This window comes from Rhodococcus sp. BP-349, from assembly GCF_019835845.1.
Taxonomy (GTDB): Bacteria; Actinomycetota; Actinomycetes; order Mycobacteriales; family Mycobacteriaceae; genus Rhodococcoides.
This window is the reverse complement of the sequence record NZ_JABUDR010000001.1, coordinates 2,111,030-2,129,847: the sequence shown is the minus strand read 5'-3', so window position 1 is coordinate 2,129,847 and position 18,818 is coordinate 2,111,030. Positions and strand designations below refer to the sequence as shown.

Sequence of the window (18,818 nt, the reverse complement as noted above, 5' to 3'; positions counted from 1 at the left end):
CCGTATCCCGCTCGCGCGAAACGTCACTCGAAGTCGAGCCCCAGGTCGAGCACCGTCACGGAGTGGGTGAGCGCGCCGACCGCGAGGAAGTCCACGCCTGTGCCCGCGTACTCGGCGGCGGAGTCGAGGGAGAGCCCGCCGGACGATTCGAGCCTGGTCGTGGGCGCTGCCCGGTCCCTGCGTTGCACCGCCATCTGCGTCTGCCACAGCGGGAAATTGTCGAGCAGCACCAGGTCGACACCCTCCGCCAGCACGTCGTCGAGCTGTTCGAGGGTGTCCACCTCGACCTCGCACGCGATGTCGGGTACTGCGGCTCGCACCGCGCGCAGCGCCGCCACGACCGAGCCGGCGGCCACGACGTGGTTGTCCTTGATCAGTGCCGCGTCGCCGAGGCCCATGCGGTGGTTCTGCCCGCCGCCGGCACGTACGGCGTACTTCTGCAGCGCACGCAGCCCCGGCAACGTCTTGCGACTGTCCCGCACGACGCATCCCGTGCCGGACACCGCGTCGACCCACGCCGCGGTCGCGGTCGCGATGCCGGACAGGTGGCAGAGAATGTTGAGCATCGTCCGCTCCGCGGTGAGCAGAGCTCTGGTCGGCGCCTCCACCGACAGCACCACCTCACCCGGCTCGACCCGAGTGCCGTCGGCGATCCGCGAGAGCACGACGTGGTCGCCGACGACCTCGTCGAGAACCGCCAGAGCGGTATCGAGGCCCGCGACGACGCCGTGTGCCCGCGAGACGACCGCGGCGCGGGTGCGCGCGTCCGCCGGAACCGTGGCGAGACTCGTCACGTCGGGGCCGTATCGGAGATCCTCCTCCAACGCGCGGCGCACGACGAGCAGGATCTCGTCACGATCGACGGGGTCGAGATCAGCGGCGGGTGTGGTCATGACACTCCTATCGGACCGACCTGGTCGGCACTGCGGGCGTTCCGCGCGATCGCGAGGCTGCCGTCGTCGGCCAGCCGGAAGACGGTGCTGCGGCGCTGGGCGTCGTCGGACCGGGAGTGATCGGAGCGGGTGTGCGCACCGCGCGTCTCGGTGCGGGCGAGAGCTGCCGAGGCGGTCGCGGACGCCAGCAGTGTCAGAGCGGCGTCCTCGACGTCGCGGGTCGACGCGAGCTCGCGCGGAACAGCGGCTCCCGCGATCGCCACCGCCTTCTGCAGACCTGTGTCGTCGCGGACGACGCCGACGTGACGGGTCATCGCGGACTGGAGGACGTCCCTGTCGAGCCGGGGCGCCCCGTGTCGTACACACGGATCACCGGACGTCAGGGAGCGGACGGACACTCGATCCCGGGCGACGCGAGCCACTCGGGTCCCCAGCACCACGCCCTCGAGCAGCGAGTTCGACGCGAGACGGTTCGCTCCGTGCAGTCCCGTGCGGGCCACCTCGCCCGCGGCGTAGAGCCCGGCGACGCAGGTGCGGCCGTACTCGTCGGTGACGACCCCGCCGCACGCATAGTGCGCTGCGGGGGCCACCGGGATCGGTTGTTCCGTCGGGTCCACGTCCTGAGCGAGGCAGGCCGCGGTGACGGTGGGAAAACGCAGGGCCATGTCGGCCACGGACCGCGCGTCGAGAAAGACGTGATCGGCGCCGCTCTCGGCCAGCCGAGCGGCGATCGCCCGGGACACGACGTCCCGGGGAGCGAGATCACCCAGCGGGTGCACGCCCGCCATGATCGAGCGGCCGTCGGCGTCGACGAGGCGCGCGCCCTCACCGCGGACCGCCTCGCTGACCAACGGGAGCCGCCCGCGGCCACCGGGGCGGAACAGCACGGTCGGGTGGAACTGCACGAACTCGACGTCCGCGACGTCCGCGCCCGCCCGCAGTGCGAGAGCGAGGCCGTCGGCCGTGGCGCCGGCCGGGTTCGTGCTGGCCGAGTACAGCATTCCGGTGCCACCGGTGGCGATCAGCACGGCGGGTGCGTGCACCACGCCGAGGTTCGCGTGGAGATCGTCCGGCGAGAGCGAGACGAGCACGCCCGCCACACCGCGGTCGCCGACCAGGACGTCGAGCACGGTCGCGCCGTTCACCGTCGCGGGCGCCGCGGACGACAGCGCGCGCTGGATCTCCCGCCCCGTGGCGTCGCCGCCCGCGTGCACGATGCGGTCGACCGAGTGGCCGCCCTCACGGGTGCGGGCCATGGAGCCGTCCGCACCGGTGTCGAACTGAGCACCGTTGCCGGTGAGCAGACTCAGCGCGTCGGCGCCGGCCCCGACGATCGAGCGCACCGCGGCCTCGTCGCACAGACCGGCGCCCGCGACGATCGTGTCGCGCACGTGGGCCTCGACGTCGTCGCCGATCGCGACGGCCATGCCGCCCTGGGCGTACTGCGTCGCCGTGCCGGTCGCGTCCTTGCTCAACACCAGCACGCTCAGCCCGGACCGGGTCGCCTCGATCGCCGCGGCGAGACCGGCGACTCCCCCGCCGACCACGACGAGATCGGCCGAAGCCTCCCAGCCCGGAGCGGCAGCGACACTCCGGCCCGGAGCGGCAGCGACACTCCGGCCCGGAGCGGCAGCGACACTTGCGCCCGGAGTGGCCGCAGTGGTCACTCGCCGCCGCCGGGCGAGCCGATGGCGATCATCCGCTCGACGGACGCGCGTGCGCGTTCGGCGGTCGCGACGTCGACGTGCACCTCGTCCTTGCCCTCCGTGAGGCACCGGAGCAGCGCCGCGGGGGTGATCATCTTCATGTACGGGCAGGACGCGCGGTCGTTCACGGCCTGGAAGTCGACACCGGGCGCCGCCTTGCGGAGCTGGTGCAGCATGCCGATCTCGGTGGCGACGAGCACCTGCTTCGCACCCGTGGTGCGCGCGGCGTCGAGCATGCCGCCGGTGGACAGGATCTTCACGCGATCCTCGGGCACGAATCCCTCGCCGGCGAGGTAGAGCGCGGACGTCGCGCAGCCGCACTCGGGGTGGACGTAGAGCTCGGCATCGGGGTACGCCTGCGACCGTGCGGTCAGCTCGTCGCCGTTGATGCCGGCGTGCACGTGGCACTCACCCGCCCAGATGTGCATGTTCGTCCGACCGGTCTGCCGACGGACGTGGGCCCCGAGGAACTGGTCGGGCAGGAAGAGCACCTCGCGGTCCGGGTCGATGGACTCCACGACCTCGACCGCGTTGGACGAGGTGCAGCAGATGTCCGTCAGGCCCTTCACCTCGGCGGTGGTGTTCACGTACGACACGACGACGGCGTCCGGGTGCTCGGCCTTCCACTCGCGCAGCTGCGCCGCGTCGATGGAGTCGGCGAGAGAGCAGCCCGCCCGCTCGTCGGGAATGAGGACCGTCTTGGACGGCGCGAGGATCTTGGCCGTCTCGGCCATGAAGTGCACGCCGCAGAAGACGATGGTCTCCTCCTGCGCCTCGGCGGCGATGCGCGAGAGCGCGAGCGAGTCGCCGACGTGGTGGGCGATGTCCTGGATGGCGGGCAGCTGATAGTTGTGCGCCAGGATCGTCGCGTTCTTCGCCTCTGCCAGGCGCAGGATCTCCTCGGCCCACTCCGGGCCGGCATCGACGCCGGTGTAGCCCGTCGGTCCGTCGAAGACCGCGGAGTGTCCGCCGAATCGCGTGGTGGTGATCGCCATGTCGTGCTCCTCGCGTGCGTCCAGCGCTCGCGTGCGCCGGTGCCGATCCGCCGGAATGGACCCGACGGGGTTTTCGACTTATGATCGAAAACGTGATTCATCGTAGCACCGCCGCCGACGGACCGACCGGAAGTGCCCCCGATCGGGCCACCCGACCGGTGCACGAAGTGCTGTCCGTCGTCTTCCAGGTGCGCGAGCTGCAGCCCCGCGAGCCTGCCGAACTGTGCGTGCTGCTGTGGCAGCGCGCACTCGCCCCGGCACGCGGAACCTGGTCACTCCCCGGCGGGCTCCTCCGGGACGACGAGAACCTGACCGACTCCGCGCGACGTCAGCTGGCGGAGAAGGTCGACGTGCGCGAGGTACGCCACCTCGAGCAGCTGTCCGTCTTCTCCGATCCCGGGCGGGTCCCCGGCGATCGCCGCATCGCCTCGACGTTCCTCGGCCTGGTCCCCATCGTCGGCGACCCGCGACTTCCCGTCGACACCGCGTGGCACCCGGTCGCGACGCTCCCCGAGACAGCGTTCGATCACGGCACGATGGTGGCGCACGCCCGCGCGAGACTCGCGGCCAAACTGTCGTACACCAACATCGCCTTCGCGCTCGCGCCCGTCGAGTTCAGCCTGTCGACCTTGCGCGACATCTATTGCGCCGCACTGGGTTACCAGGTCGACACCACCAATCTCCAACGGGTGCTCACCCGGCGGGGCGTCATCGAGTCCACCGGCCACACCGCTCCCCCTGGCCCGTCCGGAGGACGTCCCGCCGCGCTGTACCGCTTCCGGGACAGCGCGCTACGTGTGACCGACGAGTTCGCCGCGCTCCGACCACCTACGTGAGAGTGCCGTAGCCGACCACGGCATCGCCGCCGTCCGCCTTGGCGGAATACATCGCTCGATCGGCACAGATGAGGAGCACCTCCACGTCGTGCGAGGTGACGACCCGCTCCTCGCGAGCGACCCCGATGCTCAGACTCGAGTCGTGGTCCGACCGAGTCGCGTAGGCGCTGCGCAGCTTCCCTGCCCGATCGAGCACCTCGTTCATCGGCAGCGCGGTCACGACGGCGAACTCCTCGCCGCCGGTGCGGGCCGTGATCGACGGAAACGGGAACATCTCGTCGATGGTGTCCGCCGTCCGACGGATGACGAGGTCGCCGTGGTGGTGTCCGAAGCGGTCGTTGATCGACTTGAAGCGGTCGATGTCGATGACCACCGCGACGAGGCCGTGCCGGGTGCCGAGCAGTTCGCCCGCCGCGACGGTGAGTCCCCGCCGGTTGCGCAGGCCGGTCAGCGGATCGACGTACGCGGCGGTGACGTCGCCGCGTTGCAGGAACTGCAGGCGGTAGATGGAGATCGGTGCGAGGAAGAGAACCATCACGATGAGCAATCCGTAGGTGACGGCGAGCGAGGTGCGCGCCGCTCCGAGCACGGACTCCGAGCCGATCGCTCGGACGAACAACCCGACGCAGACCACCACGGTGAGGGAATGGTGGACGGCGAACACCCGCGGCGTGTGGAACGTCGCCACGTAACTGCTCGCGACGCCGAACAGGATCGTGCAGGGCAGCACGGCGAGCGGGTCGGACAGCGAGAGAAGCACCACGGAGAGTCCGACGTCCGCGTACACGACGAAGGCCGTCGACATCCGGCGTGAGGGCCACGGTCCGCGGATCCACGCGAGCCCGACGCCGGCGGTCCCCACCGCGTTCACGAGCACGATCGTCAGTGCCGCTCCCGTCGGCGCGGTCGGCGGGGCGAGTCCGGCGACGACGTACAGGACGGAGAACAGGAGGCAGGACAGACCGATGAGGACGCGGGTCGAGCCGAGCGCGGTGTTCGTCTCGAAGTAGTGGACGGTCCACGCGTAATCGACGGGTCTGGTCAACCACCGCCGAATGGTGTTCGCCACGTCCTGGAGACCCTCGCCGTTCGAAGAGGTCGGCCCCCGCCCGCGGCCCGTCGTGGGCCGCCCTGAGAGCGCTCATTCAAGCAGACGAACCCGGCGTCCGAGACCCGAACGGATCACTCCTCGGGGGACTCGTCCCGACCCAGATCGTCCGACGGCGACAGCGCCGTGACGAGAACGAGCGTGACCGCCGCAGCCAGAGGTTGCGCGAGCAGAGCCAGCCACGTCGAGACACCGGGGGCGAGTGCGACGACATCGCCGCGAAGGGCGCCGTCGGCACTCGGATACCGCACTGCGCCCACGGCGAGCCCGGCGCCGACAGCCGCGGCGGACGCCAGCGCCGACGCCACCACGATGTCGACGACCAGACGCGGTCCTCGCTCGGCCACACGTGCCCAGACGGCGACCGTGGTCAGCACCCCGGCCGCGGCGGTGACGCAGAGGAACAGAGCGAGCGCGTCGAATCGATGATCGCTCTCGCCGGTCAACACGATCGCGCGGCCGTCACCGACGGCGGCGACGTGCTCCACGGGCGCGAGCAGAGCCCACAGGATCCCGAGGACGGCACCGACCACCGCGGTCGCGAGCACGATCCGGATCGACCGCCGGGTGAACGCGCCGCGCGACGGCCGACCCGCATCGCCGATCCCGGGTGCGGTCGAGGCGAACCCCGTCGTGTCGACATCACTCACGTCGGCCAGCCTAGGCTGTGGCTGCGTGGCCGACGGGCCCGCGACACGAGTCGGGAGAGGTGCGGAATGCAGTTGCGCAGAGACGACGTCGTCGACGGCGCACTGACCATTCTCGACGACTACGGTCTCGCCGACCTCACGATGCGCCGACTGGCAGGCTCGCTCGGTGTCGCGCCGGGCGCGCTGTACTGGCACGTCGCGAACAAGCAGGCGCTGCTCGGCGCGGTGTCCGATCGCATCCTGAGCCGCCTGAACACCGTGCCCGCTGCCGTCACCTCCGATGTGCTGGACGCCGTGCGCGGCCGCGCTCACGGACTTCGAGACGCTCTCCTGGCTCACCGGGACGGCGCCGAGGTGGTCGCCTCCAGCCTGTCCGCCCGCACGGTGACGCACCCCGTGCGGACCACGGTCGTCGACGATCTCCGCGCCACCGGGCTGACCCCGGAGGACGCCGGACACGCCGCGGACGCCCTGCTCTACTACGTGCTGGGGGCGACGAGCGACGAACAGTCCCGGCTGCAGATGGAGTCTGCGGGTGCGCTGGCCGCGGATCGACACCTCGACGACGGTGACCTCGATCGAGATGCCACCGCTCGGTTCGATTTCGGCCTCGAACTCTTCGTCGACGGCATTCGGAGCCGCGTCCGTACGCTGAACGAGTGACCTCCTCGACCTCTCCCGTCACCGTCCTCGGAGCCGGTATCGCCGGTGCCGCGTGCGTTCGCGTGCTCCGCGACGCCGGTGTCCCGTTCGTGCTGCGTGACCGGGGCCGCGCCGTCGGCGGTCGGATGTCGTCCCCCGAGTTGCACGGACGCCGAGTCGATGTGGGCGCCGGCTACTTCACCGTCCGCGACGACGGGTTCCGGGACGTCGTGTCCGACTGGGCCTCTCGCGGTCTCGTGCACGAGTGGACCGACACCTTCACGGTGGTGCGGGCCGGGGCGGAGCCGGAACAGAAATCGGGACCCACGCGGTGGGGAACGCCGGCGGGCCTGCGATCTCTGGTGAAGGACCTGCTGTCCGGCATCCCTGTCGACGCCACCGAGGCCCGGGCGTTGCCCGACGGACACGTGGTCCTGGCCATGCCCGACCCGCAGGCCTCCCGCCTGGTGACCGTGCCCGACGCCGTCGACTACGACCCCGTCGTCGCGGTGGTCCTCGGGCTCACCGACGACGACGCCGCCGGACTCCCCTTCCCCGACGCCGCCTTCGTGTCCGACGACGCGGACGTCGAGTTCCTCGCGCGCGACGGCGCACGCCGGGGCGACGGAGCCGCGGTCCTGGTCGCCCACACGTCCGCGCAGCGCGCCCGGCGACACCTCGACGATCCCGCCGGTGCGATCCCCGCCGTCGTCGACGCCGTCGCCGCGCTCACGGGCATCGGCACTCCGATCTGGACGCACGCCCACCGCTGGACCTTCGCCAAGCCCGCCTCCCAGCACGACGCGAGCCACGACATCGTCTCGCACGGAGACCGTCTGGTCGGCTTCGCAGGGGATCAGTGGTGCCCGGAGGGCTCGCCCCGCGTCGAGAGCGCCTGGCGATCGGGCACCGACCTCGGGCACGCGCTGATCGCACGACTGGGCTGAGCCCGGGCGGCCGACGCTCCGGCCTGCGACGGACCTCGCCGACAGGTGTCCTTCGCCGCTGCCGGGATAGGGTTCCGAGCATGTCCGTCGACCATGCACACGAACCATCGATCCAGGTATGGCCCGGCAGCGCGTATCCCCTGGGCGCCACCTACGACGGCGCCGGAACCAATTTCGCGCTCTTCTCCGAGGTCGCCGAGGCCGTCGATCTCTGCCTCATCGACGCCGACGGTCACGAGACCCGCGTCCGCCTCGAAGAGGTCGACGGGTACGTCTGGCACGCCTACATCCCCCAGGTCCAGCCCGGCCAGCGGTACGGCTACCGCGTGCACGGCCCGTGGAATCCCGGAGCGGGACAGCGGTGCGACGCGAGCAAGCTGCTGCTCGACCCGTACGGCAAGGCGTTCGTCGGATCGTTCGACGGTGATCGCTCGCTCTTCAGTTACGACATCGACATTCCCGAACGTCCCGTGCCCGCAGCGCAGGAGAGCGACGACGCCGTGCATCCCGGCGAGGCGCACGTCGCCGGCCCCGCGGGATCGGCCACCGCATCGCGCACCGTCGACGCGACCCGCGCCAACGTCGCGACTGCCAGAACCGTTGCACCCGAGCCTGATCCGGAGCCCGAGCCCGAGAACCACTTCCCCCAGCACGACTCGCTGGGGCACACGATGACGACGGTCGTCGTCAATCCGTTCTTCGACTGGCAGAACGACCGCTCGCCGCGTCGCCCCTACAACGAGACCGTCATCTACGAGGCCCACGTCAAGGGCATGACGATGACCCACCCGGACATCCCGGAGGATCTGCGCGGTACGTACGCCGGTCTCGGCCATCCGGCCGTGATCAGCCACCTGGAGAAGCTCGGCGTCACCGCCATCGAACTGATGCCGGTGCATCAGTTCATGCAGGATCAGACACTGGTGGACAAGGGACTTCGCAACTACTGGGGCTACAACTCGTTCGGTTTCATGGCCCCGCACAACGAGTACGCGTCCTCCCCCATGGCCGGTTCGGCCGTGTCGGAGTTCAAGACGATGGTGCGCTCGTTCCACGAAGCCGGCATCGAGGTGATCCTCGACGTGGTCTACAACCACACCGCCGAGGGCAACCACATGGGTCCGACCATCGCGTTCCGCGGCATCGACAACGCCGCGTACTACCGGTTGGTCGACGACGACCCGTATTTCTACATGGACTACACGGGCACGGGTAACAGCCTGAACGTCCGTCACCCGCACACCCTGCAGCTGATCATGGACTCCCTGCGCTACTGGGTTACCGAGATGCACGTCGACGGCTTCCGCTTCGACCTCGCATCGACCCTGGCTCGTGAACTGCACGACGTGGACAAGCTGAGCGCGTTCTTCGACCTGGTCCAGCAGGACCCGGTGGTGAGCCAGGTCAAGCTGATCGCCGAGCCGTGGGACGTCGGTGAGGGCGGCTACCAGGTCGGCAACTTCCCCGGTCTCTGGACCGAGTGGAACGGCATGTACCGCGACACCGTCCGCGACTACTGGCGCGGTGAGCCGGCGACGCTCGGCGAGTTCGCGTCGCGGCTCACCGGATCCTCCGACCTCTACGAGGCGACGGGTCGCCGCCCCGGTGCGAGCATCAACTTCGTCATCGCGCACGACGGCTTCACCATGCACGATCTGGTGTCCTACAACGACAAGCACAACGAGGCCAACGGCGAGGACAACAACGACGGCGAGAGCCACAACCGATCCTGGAACTGCGGTGTCGAGGGGCCGACGGACGACCCCGAGGTGCTGTCGCTGCGCGCCCGCCAGATCCGCAACATGCTGGCCACGCTCATGCTCAGCCAGGGCACGCCGATGCTCGCGCACGGCGACGAGATGGGCCGGACCCAGCAGGGCAACAACAACGTCTACTGCCAGGACTCCGAACTGGCCTGGATGGACTGGTCGCTGGCGGAGACGAACGCCGATCTGGTCGAGTTCACGTCCCGCGTGATCGCACTCCGCAACGACCATCCGGTGTTCCGTCGACGACGCTTCTTCGAGGGTCGGCCGATCCGCAAGGCGGAGCAGACGCGCGACATCGCGTGGCTCACCCCGACCGGCGAGGAGATGACCGAGGAGGACTGGGACAGCGGCTTCGGCAAGTCGCTGGCGGTGTTCCTCAACGGCGAGAACATCCCCGAGCCCGACAACCGGGGCAACCGGGTCGTCGACGACACGTTCTACCTGTGCTTCAACGCCCATCACGAGCCGATCGACTTCACCACACTGGACGGCAAGTACGCCGACGAGTGGACCGTCGCGCTCGACACTGCCTCGGCCACCGGAGCCGACGATCGAGTCATCGTCGCCGGCACCGCTGTCGAGGTGCAAGCACGGTCACTGTTGGTGCTACGGAAAACGGGGTAAGGAAGCGACATGAGCCACTCGATCACCTCGACCTATCGATTCCAGCTACGGGGTGATCGCTTCACTCTCCGCGATGCCGCGTCGCTGGTTCCCTATCTCGCCGAACTCGGTGTCTCCCACGTCTATCTGTCGCCGATCCTGACGGCGGCCGAGGGCTCCACCCACGGGTACGACGTCACCGATCCGCGCACCGTCTCCGAGGCACTCGGCGGTCGAGCCGCTCTCGAGGACCTCGTCGCCGAGTGCCGGTCCCACGGCCTGGGCGTCGTGGTCGACATCGTGCCGAACCACCTCGGTGTGGCCACGGCGCGGGAGAACCCGTTCTGGTGGGACGTGCTGAGACACGGACGCGCATCGCAGTACGCGTCGTGGTTCGACATCGACTGGGCCGGTGCGGAGCGCATCGCGCTCCCCGTGCTGGGCGACGATGCCGACGTGAACGAACTCTCGGTCGACCGGTCGGGAGACGAGACCACGCTGGCCTACTACGAGAACCGCTTCCCGGTGGACCCTGCGACCGACGACGGCTCGGACGACGCGAAAGCACTGCACGACAAGCAGTCCTACGAACTGGTCGGGTGGCGCTCCGGGCGCATCGGGTACCGCCGGTTCTTCTCCGTCAGCGACCTGGCCGGTCTTCGTCAGGAGGACCCCGCGGTCTTCGACGCGACGCACGCCGAGGTCGGCAGCTGGTTCCGCGACGGTCTCGTCGACGGTGTGCGCGTCGACCATCCGGACGGGCTCACCGCACCGGCCGAGTATCTCGCTCGCTTGCGGGGCGTCGTCGGACCCGACTCGTGGCTCGTCGTCGAGAAGATCCTCACCGCCGAGGAGCCGCTCGACGTCACCCTTCCCGTCGACGGAACCACCGGGTACGACGCTCTCGCCGACCTCGGTGGGGTGTTCCTCGACCCGTCGGGTGAGGAGCCGCTGACGCGACTGTCGTCGGACGTCACCGGCCACGCGGGCGACGCACACTGGGTGCACGAGGCCGAGCAGACCATCAAGGCCGACACGGCGAGCACGCAACTCGCTCCCGAGGTGCGGCGCCTGGTCGCGGCGATCGCCCGCGACACCGGCACGACGTTCGACGCCGATCTCGCTCGCGAGGCCGTGACCGAGATCGTCGCCCGCATGCCGGTGTACCGCTCCGACTACGCGCCGCTGGCCGGCATGCTGCCCCGCCTGCTCGGCGACGTCGCCGCGGATCGTCCCGAACTGGTTCCCGCCCTCGATGTCGTCGCGGCCGCCGTGGCAGCACGCGGCGAGGCGTCGGGACGTCTGCAGCAGGTCGCGGGCGCCGTGATGGCGAAGAGCGTCGAGGACTGCATGTTCTATCGCACCTCGCGGCTGGTCTCGCTCCAGGAGGTCGGCGGTGACCCGTCCCGCTTCGGCCGGTCGGTGCCCGAGTTCCATCTCCGCCTGTCCGAGCGGGCCCAGCTGTGGCCTGCCGCGATGACGACCCTCTCGACACACGACACCAAGCGCGGCGAGGACGTCCGGGCGCGCATCGGCGTGCTGTCCCAGGTGCCCGACCTGTGGCGCGCGTGCCTGAGCGACTGGGAGGAGCAGGCTCCGTCGCCCAACGGGTCCACCGGACTCTTCCTGTGGCAGAACATCCTCGGCACCTGGCCGACCGACGGCGTGGTCAGGGACGAGTACCGCGAGCGACTGCACGCCTACGCCGAGAAGGCCATCCGCGAGGCGGGTTCCTACACCGGCTGGAACGACGTGGACGAGGACTTCGAGTCGGCCGTCCACACGTGGATCGACGGCATCGTGGACGGACCGGTGGCGCCCTCGCTCACGACCTTCGTCCAGCAGATCGCACCGCACGCGTGGAGCGATTCACTCGGACAGAAGCTCCTCCACCTGGCGGGTCCCGGCATCCCGGACATCTACCAGGGCACGGAGCTGTGGGAGGACTCTCTCGTCGACCCCGACAACCGCCGGAACGTGGACTACGACGCCCGCAAGGCTCTGCTGGACATCGACGGGACGCCGGCGCTCGACGCGAGCGGCGCCGCCAAGTTCCACGTGACCCGGTGTGCCGCACGGCTTCGCCGCGACCGTCCGGACAGCTTCGTGGGCGGGTCCTACGTTCCGGTGTTCGCGACCGGAGCCGCCGCCGACCACGTCGTGGCGTTCGGTCGTGGACCCGCCGACGGTGATGCCGACGTCGTCGTCGTCGCCACGCGGTGGTCGATGCGCCTCGGCGAGGCCGGCTGGGGTGACACCTCGCTGGCGTTGCCGGACGGTGAGTGGACCGACCTCGTGAATGGTGGGTCGTTCAGCGGAACGGTCGCCGTGTCCTCACTGCTCTCCGCGCTCCCGGTCGCGCTCCTCGTCCGACGGTGACCTGATCTCGAGGTGAACCGGTCACGCGCGCAGACCACCCCTCCTCGGGGCTGCGTGCGTGACCGGAAGTCGGGCCCGCTCAGGCCTTGCGGGGCGGGAGCGGAACGAAGTAGCTGGTGCGCTGCTGGTACTCGCGATAACCGGGCCGCTCCGCCATGTGCTGCTCGAGCAGCCGCGCACCCGTCGCGAACACGAGGAAGTACGTCATGGCGACCGGCGAGAGCACGGTCAGCACACCGGGCCAGTGCGCCGCGGAGACCAGGAAGATGCCCCACCAGACACAGGCATCACCAAAGTAGTTGGGGTGGCGCGTGTACCGCCACAAGCCCCGGTCCATGATGGTGCCCTTGCGGGACGCGTCCGCCTTGAAGGCGTCCATCTGACGATCCCCCACCGTCTCGAAGACGATGCCCAGGACCCACAGAGCGACGCCCACCGCAGTGACGACGCCGAACGATCCGTCGGACACGGCGGCGACCTGCACCGGCAGCGACACGAACCACAGCGCGACGCCCTGCGTGAGATAGATCTTGCGAATCGCGTACACAGCGGGGCTGCCCGGCGCGTTCGACAGCATCTTCTCGTACCGCGGGTCCTCGCCCTTGCCCCGTGAGCGGCGGAACATCGAGACCCCGAGACGGGTGCCCCAGGCGCCGACGAGCACCAGCATCAACACTCGCCGCCACCCGTCGCCGGACCCGGCCAGTACCGCGGCGATCGCCACCGCGACGAAGCCTGCTCCCCAGCTCACGTCGACCACGTTGTGCCGACCGATGCGGAAGCCGACGACCGCGGTGACGGTGAGGACAACGACCACCGCCAGCAGGGAGAACGCCGACACGACGGCCAGATCGGACCAGGAGAAGTCCGTCATCCGTGTGTCCGGACCAGCGGCATCGAGGACACGCCGCGGTCGTCGGGGCGGACGGACAGGATCTGGTCGACACCCATCCGGCCGTCGCGGAACGCCATTCCGCCGCCCACGAGGTACAGGCGCCACACCCGCGCCACCTCGTCCCCGACGAGTGCGACCAGATCGTCCCAGCGGCTCTCGAAGGTCGCGTACCAAGCGTCGACGGTGCGGACGTAGTGCTCGCGCAGGGCGTGCACGTCGCGGACCTCGAGACCCGACTCCTCGATCATGGCGACCGTCGCACCCACGGGCCGCATGTACATGTCGGGGGCGATGAACGACTCGATGAAGGCACCGCCGCCCGGGTTGTCCCCCGCCTTGCGCGACATCTGCTGCACCAGCACCCGACCACCGGGCACCACGTTGTCGTACAGCGCCTTCGCGTAGATCGGATAGTTCTTCTCGCCGACGTGCTCGCCCATCTCGATGGAGGCGACGGCCTCGAAGGGGCCGTCGGGCACCTCGCGGTAGTCCTGGATGCGGATCTCCACCCGGTCCTGCAGGCCGCGGTCCGCGATGCGCTTGTCGATGAAGGCCTTCTGCTCGCGGGAGATCGTGACGCCCACGACCTGCGCGTCGAAGTGCTCCGCTGCGTGCAGACTCAACGATCCCCAGCCGCATCCGACGTCGAGGAACCGCATTCCGGGGCGGCCGAGGCCGATCTTCCGGCACACGAGGTCGAGCTTGTCGCGCTGCGCATCCTCGAGGCCGTAGTCGGGCGAGTCCGACGTCCAGTAGCCGCTCGAGTACGCCATCTGCGGGTCGAGCACCATCTCGTAGAACTCGTTCGAGAGGTCGTAGTGGTGGCTGATCGCCGCGCGATCGCGCACCAACGAGTGCAGTCGACCCTTGATGACAGCCTGCGAGGCGGGGGCGGGGAGAGGACGGGCCTGCTTCACCCCGACGACACCCAGCGAGGCCGCGGTGCGGACCAACTCGACGATCGCCTTCGGGCTCGGCCGGACGGCCGTCAGCCGACGAGTGCGCACCACGTCCCACACGTGCGTCAGCGCCTCGTCGAGGTCGCCTTCCACGTCGAGTTCACCGGTGACATACGCCTGAGCAGCACCCAGTTCACCGGGGCTCCACAGCAACCGTCGCAGCACGTTCGGGCTGTACAGCGTCACCTTCGGTGCGTCGGTGGGGCCGGCGGTCGAGCCGTCCCACGCCGTCAGGTGCACCGGCAGCGCGCCGCCGACGAACGGGGAGATCAGGTCTTCGAGCCGTGCGGCCACGGTGGGGGTGCCGGTCATCGGTCGCTCCTTCGTTCGAGCAGGATCTGCTGGACATCGATGTATCCGGAGCCGAAGCCGGCCTCGGAATAGCAGAGGTAGAAGTGCCACATGCGGGCGAACACGTCGTCGAAGCCCAGCATCCGGGCCTCCTCGGCGTGCGCGTGGAAGCGCTCGTCCCACAGTCGCAGGGTGCGGGCGTAGTGATCGCCGATGGACAGACGCTCGCGCACGCGCAGCGTCGTCTCCTTCTCGGTGATGCTCTCGATCGCCCGGATCGACGGGAGGAACCCGCCGGGGAAGATGTACTTGTGCACCCAGGTGTACGTGTTGCGCGTGGCCAGCATGCGCTCGTGCGGCATGGTGATGGCCTGGATCGCCACCTTGCCTCCCGGAGCGAGCAACGAGTCGATGGTGCGGAAGTACTCGCCCCAGTACTGGTGTCCCACCGCCTCGATCATCTCGACGGACACGATGGCGTCGTACTCGCCGTCGACCAGTCGGTAGTCCAGCAGGTCGACCTGGACCCGGTCGGCGTGGCCGGCGGCGTCGATGCGCTTGCACGCGAGTTCCAGTTGCTCGGTGGACAGGGTCACCGACCGCACCGTGGCACCGCGTTCGGCGGCGCGGATGGCGAGTTCGCCCCAGCCGGTGCCGATCTCCAGGACGCGTGTTCCCGCGGTCACCCCGGCGCGATCGAGCAGTCGATCGATCTTGGACCGCTGCGCGTCGGCGACGTCGTCCCATCCGGGCGCCGGGTTCAGCGACGGGAACAGTGCGCTCGAATAGGTCATCGTCTCGTCCAGGAACAGTTCGAACATCTCGTTCGACAGGTCGTAGTGGCGCGAGATGTTCGAGCGCGTGTTGCTCGTGGTGTTGGTCTCGGAGACCGGCTGCTTGGGGATGTAGAGGCCGCGCAGGCGCTGCAGCCACTTCGGGATGAGGGTCGCCATGCGTTCGGCGAAGACGCCGAGTGCCGCCGTGAGATCGGGCGCGTCCCAGTCGCCGGCCATGTACGCCTCACCGAATCCGATGAGCCCGCTCTCCCCCACGCGCGCCGCGAAGTCGCGCGGGCGATGGATCGTCATCACCGGAGCGGCGGGATCGTTCGCGCCGCCTCCGATGACGACACCGTTCGGCATCTCGACCCTGATCGCGAGATGTTCTGCCGCCCTGCGGAAGAGAGCGTCGGCGACGGGCGACGCGAGGCGAGCCTTGACGGTGACCGGCGCCGTAGCGATGGAGGGCCAACGTTCGGCGTCGACGGTCGATGCCACGGCGTACTGAGTCATCCTGGTGCCTTCTGATCGAGGGGGTTCTGCCGAGCCGAGCGGAGTGGAGAGCGGACCGTGCCGGTCCACCACGGCGGGTACGTCGCCGCGCACCGGCGGACGCGGAACCGTGCGGAGCCCGCGCGCCCACAACGCGATCCCCTGACGCCGGATGCGCGCGGTGACCACGTGCGGGGCGAGGGGGGCTCGCGCGAGAACGCCCAGGACGCGGCCCGGCGTCGCGGGGCGTCCGGTGCCGGACATGACCGCGACGAACGGGGGGTGCCCGTCCCGGAGCAGCGTGATCGACAGGGCGAGCGAACCGTCGGGCTCCGGGAGCCGCATGGCGTACTCCCCGCTGACGTCGTTGAACGGCGAGACGTAGAACTCCTTGGGCGTGCGCGCCGCCCCGCGAGCGTCCGTGTCCAGCAGGTAGCGGTGACGTTCGCCGTAGGTGTTGTGCACCTCGGCGACCACGTGCTCGACGCGACCGGCGGCGTCGTGCAGCCAGTAGACCGTCAGGGGGTTGAAGACGTACCCGAGAACACGAGCGTTGGTCAGCATCGTGATCCGCCCTGCGACGGGCACCCGGGCGTGTGCCCGGAGGAAATCGTCGAGATTGGCCCGCAGGGTCGCCGACGGATCGCCCACGTGGTCGGCGGCGTCGATCCGTGCGAACGGCGCGAGCGGACCGGGCAGCGACGGGAGCGCGTCGATGTCGACGAACCACGAGTAGCTGCGATAGGTGAACTCGTTCTCGATCGGCTCCCGCCGCACGTGCCTGATCGATGTCTCGTAGATCATGGCGGTGTGAGTACCGGTGGCGGCGCGGGTGTCGACGGCGGTCATGCCCAGACCCCACCGAGACGTTCGGCGGCGCGTAGTCCCGACGCCGCACCGTCCTCGTGGAAACCCCACCCGTGGTACGCGCCCGCGAAGGCGACCAGGTCGGTGTCGAGCTCGCCGAGTCGCGCCTGCGCGGCGACCGACTCGGACGTGTACAGGGGATGCTCGTACCGCATCGTCTCGAGCACGGCCGACGGGTCGAGGGCAGTGCCCTCGGCCGTGGGATCGTCCTCGTCGCCGAGCGTCACGAGGTATCGGGAGCCGGTGTCGGGCAGCCGCTGCAGCCGTGACATGTCATAGGTGACCACCACGCCGCCCGGCGCCGCATCGCACGCCGGCATGCGGTAGTTCCACGAGGCGCGTGCGCGTCGGAGTCGAGGGAGCACACTCTCGTCGGTGTGGAGCCGCGCCACGTTGGGCGAGTACGGCATGGCACCGAGAACCAGGTGCTCCGTCGAGGTGGGCTCGGCGAGCATCTTCAGCGCCTGCTGGGGATGCGTCGCGACGACGACGGCATCGACCGTGTCGGTGCGCCCGGAGGCGTCCTCGATCTCGACCGACCCCTCGCCCCGTCGGATGGCGGCGACCGGTGTGCCCGAACGGATGTCGGCGATCGTCTCGGCGACGCGCTCGACGTAGCGGGCGGATCCACCGGTCACCGTGCGCCAGGTCGGCGAGCCGCCGACGCCGAGCATTCCGTGATGCTCGAGGAAGGAGAAGAGGTACCGGGCCGGGTAGTCCAAGGCCCGTGACGGCTCGCACGACCACACGGCGGACACGAGCGGCGTCATGAAGTGCGATTCGAAGTACCGCGAGAATTCATGGCGGGCAAGCACATCGGCGACCGTCGCATCGTCGTCACCGGACGCGAGCAGCGCGCGAGCGACGCGATGGAAGCGAGTGACCTCGAGCAGCATCCGCAGGTAGCGACCACGGAGCAGGCTGCCGGGGCCGGGAATCAGCCCGGAGAAGCCCTGTCCGCCCGAGTACTCGAGTCCGCATCCGTCGCAGCGGATCGACATGCTCATGTCCGATTCCTGTGTCGGAATGTCCAATTCGCGGAACAGGCGCTGCAGTGTCGGGTATGTCCGGTCGTTGTGGACGATGAAGCCGGTGTCCACGGGCAGATCACCCTGCGGGGTGGACACGGTGTGGGTGTCCGCGTGACCGCCGAGTCGGCCGTCGGCCTCGTACAGCGTGACGCGAGCAGTCTTCGACAGCACGTACGCTGCCGTGAGGCCGGCGACGCCGGCGCCGACCACGGCGATGCGCCGGTCGGTGTGAGCATCGTGAGCCATGTGTCTTCTCCCTACGTGATGCGATCGGCCGGCCGCTGTGCGTCGGACCGCTCGCAGTGTCACTCGGGTTTCGTAGACGACACCTCGCGCGATTGGTCGACGACGAACTCCCGTACCCGTCGCGACCATGTCCGCGGTGATCGAAGCATGAAGTGACCCGCTCCCGCCATCGGAACGAACGAGGCGTCGACACCCCGCGCGGCGGCGCGTTCGGTCGCGGCGCGGGACGCGACGGGGTCGGTCCACCGGTCCATCGTGCCGTGCAGGACCACCAGGCGCTGGCCGGCGCGCAGAGTATCGGTCTCCCTGCCGTCGGGCCACCACGGAGCCAGCGCGACGAGAGCCACCACGTCGGGGTGACCCGCGATCGCCGCGGCCGTACGGCCGCCCATGGAGTGACCGAGCACGGTGATGGGCGTCCCGCGTCCGTACGTGTCGCGGATCTGCTCGCACGCCCACCACGCGTCCGCTACTGGACTGCGGTCGGCGCCGTTCCAGCCCCGGTACCGGTACTGCAGCTGCGTCACCGCGACCGATGGCCCCGTCGCGCGCCGGAGCATGCGAGTGAAGGGAACCATGCGCACGGCCGACAGTTGCCACGGGCGGGCACGGTCGTGGCTGGTCACCTTGCCGCCGTGCAGAACCAGCACCGCGGAGTCGGCAGGGCCGGACCGGAGCCCGTGCAGAGTCGGGGCCGCGACGTCGTCAACACTCATGGTTCTTGATTCGG

General features: G+C 69.7%; 15 protein-coding genes and 1 pseudogene. 5 read left to right on the top strand and 11 right to left on the bottom strand.

What is annotated here, in order from left to right; translation table 11 throughout:
- Positions 1–23: 23 nt before the first annotated feature.
- Genes nadC through nadA form a run of 3 tightly spaced genes read right to left on the bottom strand, consistent with a single transcriptional unit; the run spans position 24 to position 3,594 of the window.
- Positions 24–893: a carboxylating nicotinate-nucleotide diphosphorylase gene (gene nadC / locus HQ325_RS10045; protein ID WP_222628571.1), complete on the bottom strand. Its 870-nt coding sequence runs from the start codon at positions 891–893 to the stop codon at positions 24–26.
- Complete coding sequence (locus HQ325_RS10040) at positions 890–2,560, bottom strand: L-aspartate oxidase (protein WP_222628568.1); 1,671 nt, start codon at positions 2,558–2,560, stop codon at positions 890–892. The genes nadC and HQ325_RS10040 overlap by 4 nt, the downstream gene beginning before the upstream one ends.
- The gene (gene nadA, locus HQ325_RS10035) at positions 2,557–3,594 is read right to left on the bottom strand and encodes a quinolinate synthase NadA (RefSeq protein WP_222628565.1); all 1,038 of its coding nucleotides are present in this window, start codon (positions 3,592–3,594) and stop codon (positions 2,557–2,559) included. The genes HQ325_RS10040 and nadA overlap by 4 nt, the downstream gene beginning before the upstream one ends.
- A gap of 80 nt (positions 3,595–3,674) precedes the next feature.
- On the opposite strand from nadA, the gene HQ325_RS10030 reads away from it, so the two are divergent.
- On the top strand, positions 3,675–4,430 hold the full coding sequence (locus tag HQ325_RS10030; protein WP_374107201.1) for an NUDIX domain-containing protein: 756 nt from the start codon (positions 3,675–3,677) through the stop codon (positions 4,428–4,430).
- Here HQ325_RS10030 and HQ325_RS22780 read toward each other — a convergent pair.
- Positions 4,423–5,499 carry a GGDEF domain-containing protein gene (locus HQ325_RS22780; RefSeq protein ID WP_222628562.1) on the bottom strand — a complete coding sequence of 359 codons (1,077 nt, stop codon included), beginning with the start codon at positions 5,497–5,499 and terminating at the stop codon, positions 4,423–4,425. The two genes, HQ325_RS10030 and HQ325_RS22780, sit on opposite strands and share 8 nt — an antisense overlap.
- Before the next feature lie 113 nt (positions 5,500–5,612).
- On the bottom strand, positions 5,613–6,188 hold the full coding sequence (locus tag HQ325_RS10020; protein ID WP_222628560.1) for a DUF2567 domain-containing protein: 576 nt from the start codon (positions 6,186–6,188) through the stop codon (positions 5,613–5,615).
- 66 nt (positions 6,189–6,254) lie between these two features.
- Here HQ325_RS10020 and HQ325_RS10015 point away from each other — a divergent pair, with 66 nt between their 5' ends.
- From HQ325_RS10015 to treY, 4 genes are all read left to right on the top strand, one after another.
- Positions 6,255–6,851 carry a TetR/AcrR family transcriptional regulator C-terminal domain-containing protein gene (locus HQ325_RS10015; protein WP_222628558.1) on the top strand — a complete coding sequence of 199 codons (597 nt, stop codon included), beginning with the start codon at positions 6,255–6,257 and terminating at the stop codon, positions 6,849–6,851.
- Positions 6,848–7,777: an NAD(P)/FAD-dependent oxidoreductase gene (locus HQ325_RS10010; RefSeq protein ID WP_056447895.1), complete on the top strand. Its 930-nt coding sequence runs from the start codon at positions 6,848–6,850 to the stop codon at positions 7,775–7,777. The genes HQ325_RS10015 and HQ325_RS10010 overlap by 4 nt, the downstream gene beginning before the upstream one ends.
- Positions 7,778–7,857: 80 nt before the next feature.
- Positions 7,858–10,170 carry a glycogen debranching protein GlgX gene (gene glgX / locus HQ325_RS10005; RefSeq protein WP_222627061.1) on the top strand — a complete coding sequence of 771 codons (2,313 nt, stop codon included), beginning with the start codon at positions 7,858–7,860 and terminating at the stop codon, positions 10,168–10,170.
- A 9-nt stretch (positions 10,171–10,179) separates the two neighbouring features.
- Entirely contained in the window at positions 10,180–12,528 is a 2,349-nt protein-coding gene (gene treY / locus HQ325_RS10000) for a malto-oligosyltrehalose synthase (RefSeq protein WP_222628555.1), read from the top strand.
- A 79-nt stretch (positions 12,529–12,607) separates the two neighbouring features.
- Here treY and HQ325_RS09995 read toward each other — a convergent pair whose 3' ends face one another.
- The 6 genes and pseudogenes from HQ325_RS09995 to HQ325_RS09970 form a co-directional block, all read right to left on the bottom strand.
- The gene (locus HQ325_RS09995; protein WP_222628553.1) at positions 12,608–13,402 is read right to left on the bottom strand and encodes a DUF1295 domain-containing protein; all 795 of its coding nucleotides are present in this window, start codon (positions 13,400–13,402) and stop codon (positions 12,608–12,610) included.
- A complete protein-coding gene (locus HQ325_RS09990) occupies positions 13,399–14,694 on the bottom strand; it encodes a cyclopropane-fatty-acyl-phospholipid synthase family protein (protein WP_222628551.1) in 1,296 nt (431 codons plus the stop codon). The genes HQ325_RS09995 and HQ325_RS09990 overlap by 4 nt, the downstream gene beginning before the upstream one ends.
- Entirely contained in the window at positions 14,691–15,965 is a 1,275-nt protein-coding gene (locus tag HQ325_RS09985; RefSeq protein WP_222629183.1) for a cyclopropane-fatty-acyl-phospholipid synthase family protein, read from the bottom strand. The genes HQ325_RS09990 and HQ325_RS09985 overlap by 4 nt, the downstream gene beginning before the upstream one ends.
- 108 nt (positions 15,966–16,073) lie before the next feature.
- A pseudogene (locus tag HQ325_RS09980) lies at positions 16,074–16,748 on the bottom strand (DUF1365 domain-containing protein); the annotation flags it as partial.
- Between the two features lie 41 nt (positions 16,749–16,789).
- A complete protein-coding gene (locus HQ325_RS09975) occupies positions 16,790–18,088 on the bottom strand; it encodes an NAD(P)/FAD-dependent oxidoreductase (protein ID WP_222628549.1) in 1,299 nt (432 codons plus the stop codon).
- A 59-nt stretch (positions 18,089–18,147) separates the two neighbouring features.
- Positions 18,148–18,804, bottom strand: coding sequence for an alpha/beta fold hydrolase (locus HQ325_RS09970; protein ID WP_222628547.1), 657 nt, complete (start codon positions 18,802–18,804; stop codon positions 18,148–18,150).
- Positions 18,805–18,818 lie beyond the last annotated feature (14 nt).

Bases quoted from the DNA above. Each gene is read 5' to 3' on its own strand.
- nadC (WP_222628571.1), bottom strand. From the start codon at position 893: ATGACCACACCCGCCGCTGATCTCGACCCCGTCGATCGTGACGAGATC.
- nadA (WP_222628565.1), bottom strand. From the start codon at position 3,594: ATGGCGATCACCACCACGCGATTCGGCGGACACTCCGCGGTCTTCGAC.
- HQ325_RS10030 (WP_374107201.1), top strand. From the start codon at position 3,675: ATGATCGAAAACGTGATTCATCGTAGCACCGCCGCCGACGGACCGACC.
- HQ325_RS10015 (WP_222628558.1), top strand. From the start codon at position 6,255: ATGCAGTTGCGCAGAGACGACGTCGTCGACGGCGCACTGACCATTCTC.
- glgX (WP_222627061.1), top strand. From the start codon at position 7,858: ATGTCCGTCGACCATGCACACGAACCATCGATCCAGGTATGGCCCGGC.
- treY (WP_222628555.1), top strand. From the start codon at position 10,180: ATGAGCCACTCGATCACCTCGACCTATCGATTCCAGCTACGGGGTGAT.
- HQ325_RS09995 (WP_222628553.1), bottom strand. From the start codon at position 13,402: ATGACGGACTTCTCCTGGTCCGATCTGGCCGTCGTGTCGGCGTTCTCC.
- HQ325_RS09990 (WP_222628551.1), bottom strand. From the start codon at position 14,694: ATGACCGGCACCCCCACCGTGGCCGCACGGCTCGAAGACCTGATCTCC.
- HQ325_RS09985 (WP_222629183.1), bottom strand. From the start codon at position 15,965: ATGACTCAGTACGCCGTGGCATCGACCGTCGACGCCGAACGTTGGCCC.
- HQ325_RS09975 (WP_222628549.1), bottom strand. From the start codon at position 18,088: ATGGCTCACGATGCTCACACCGACCGGCGCATCGCCGTGGTCGGCGCC.
- HQ325_RS09970 (WP_222628547.1), bottom strand. From the start codon at position 18,804: ATGAGTGTTGACGACGTCGCGGCCCCGACTCTGCACGGGCTCCGGTCC.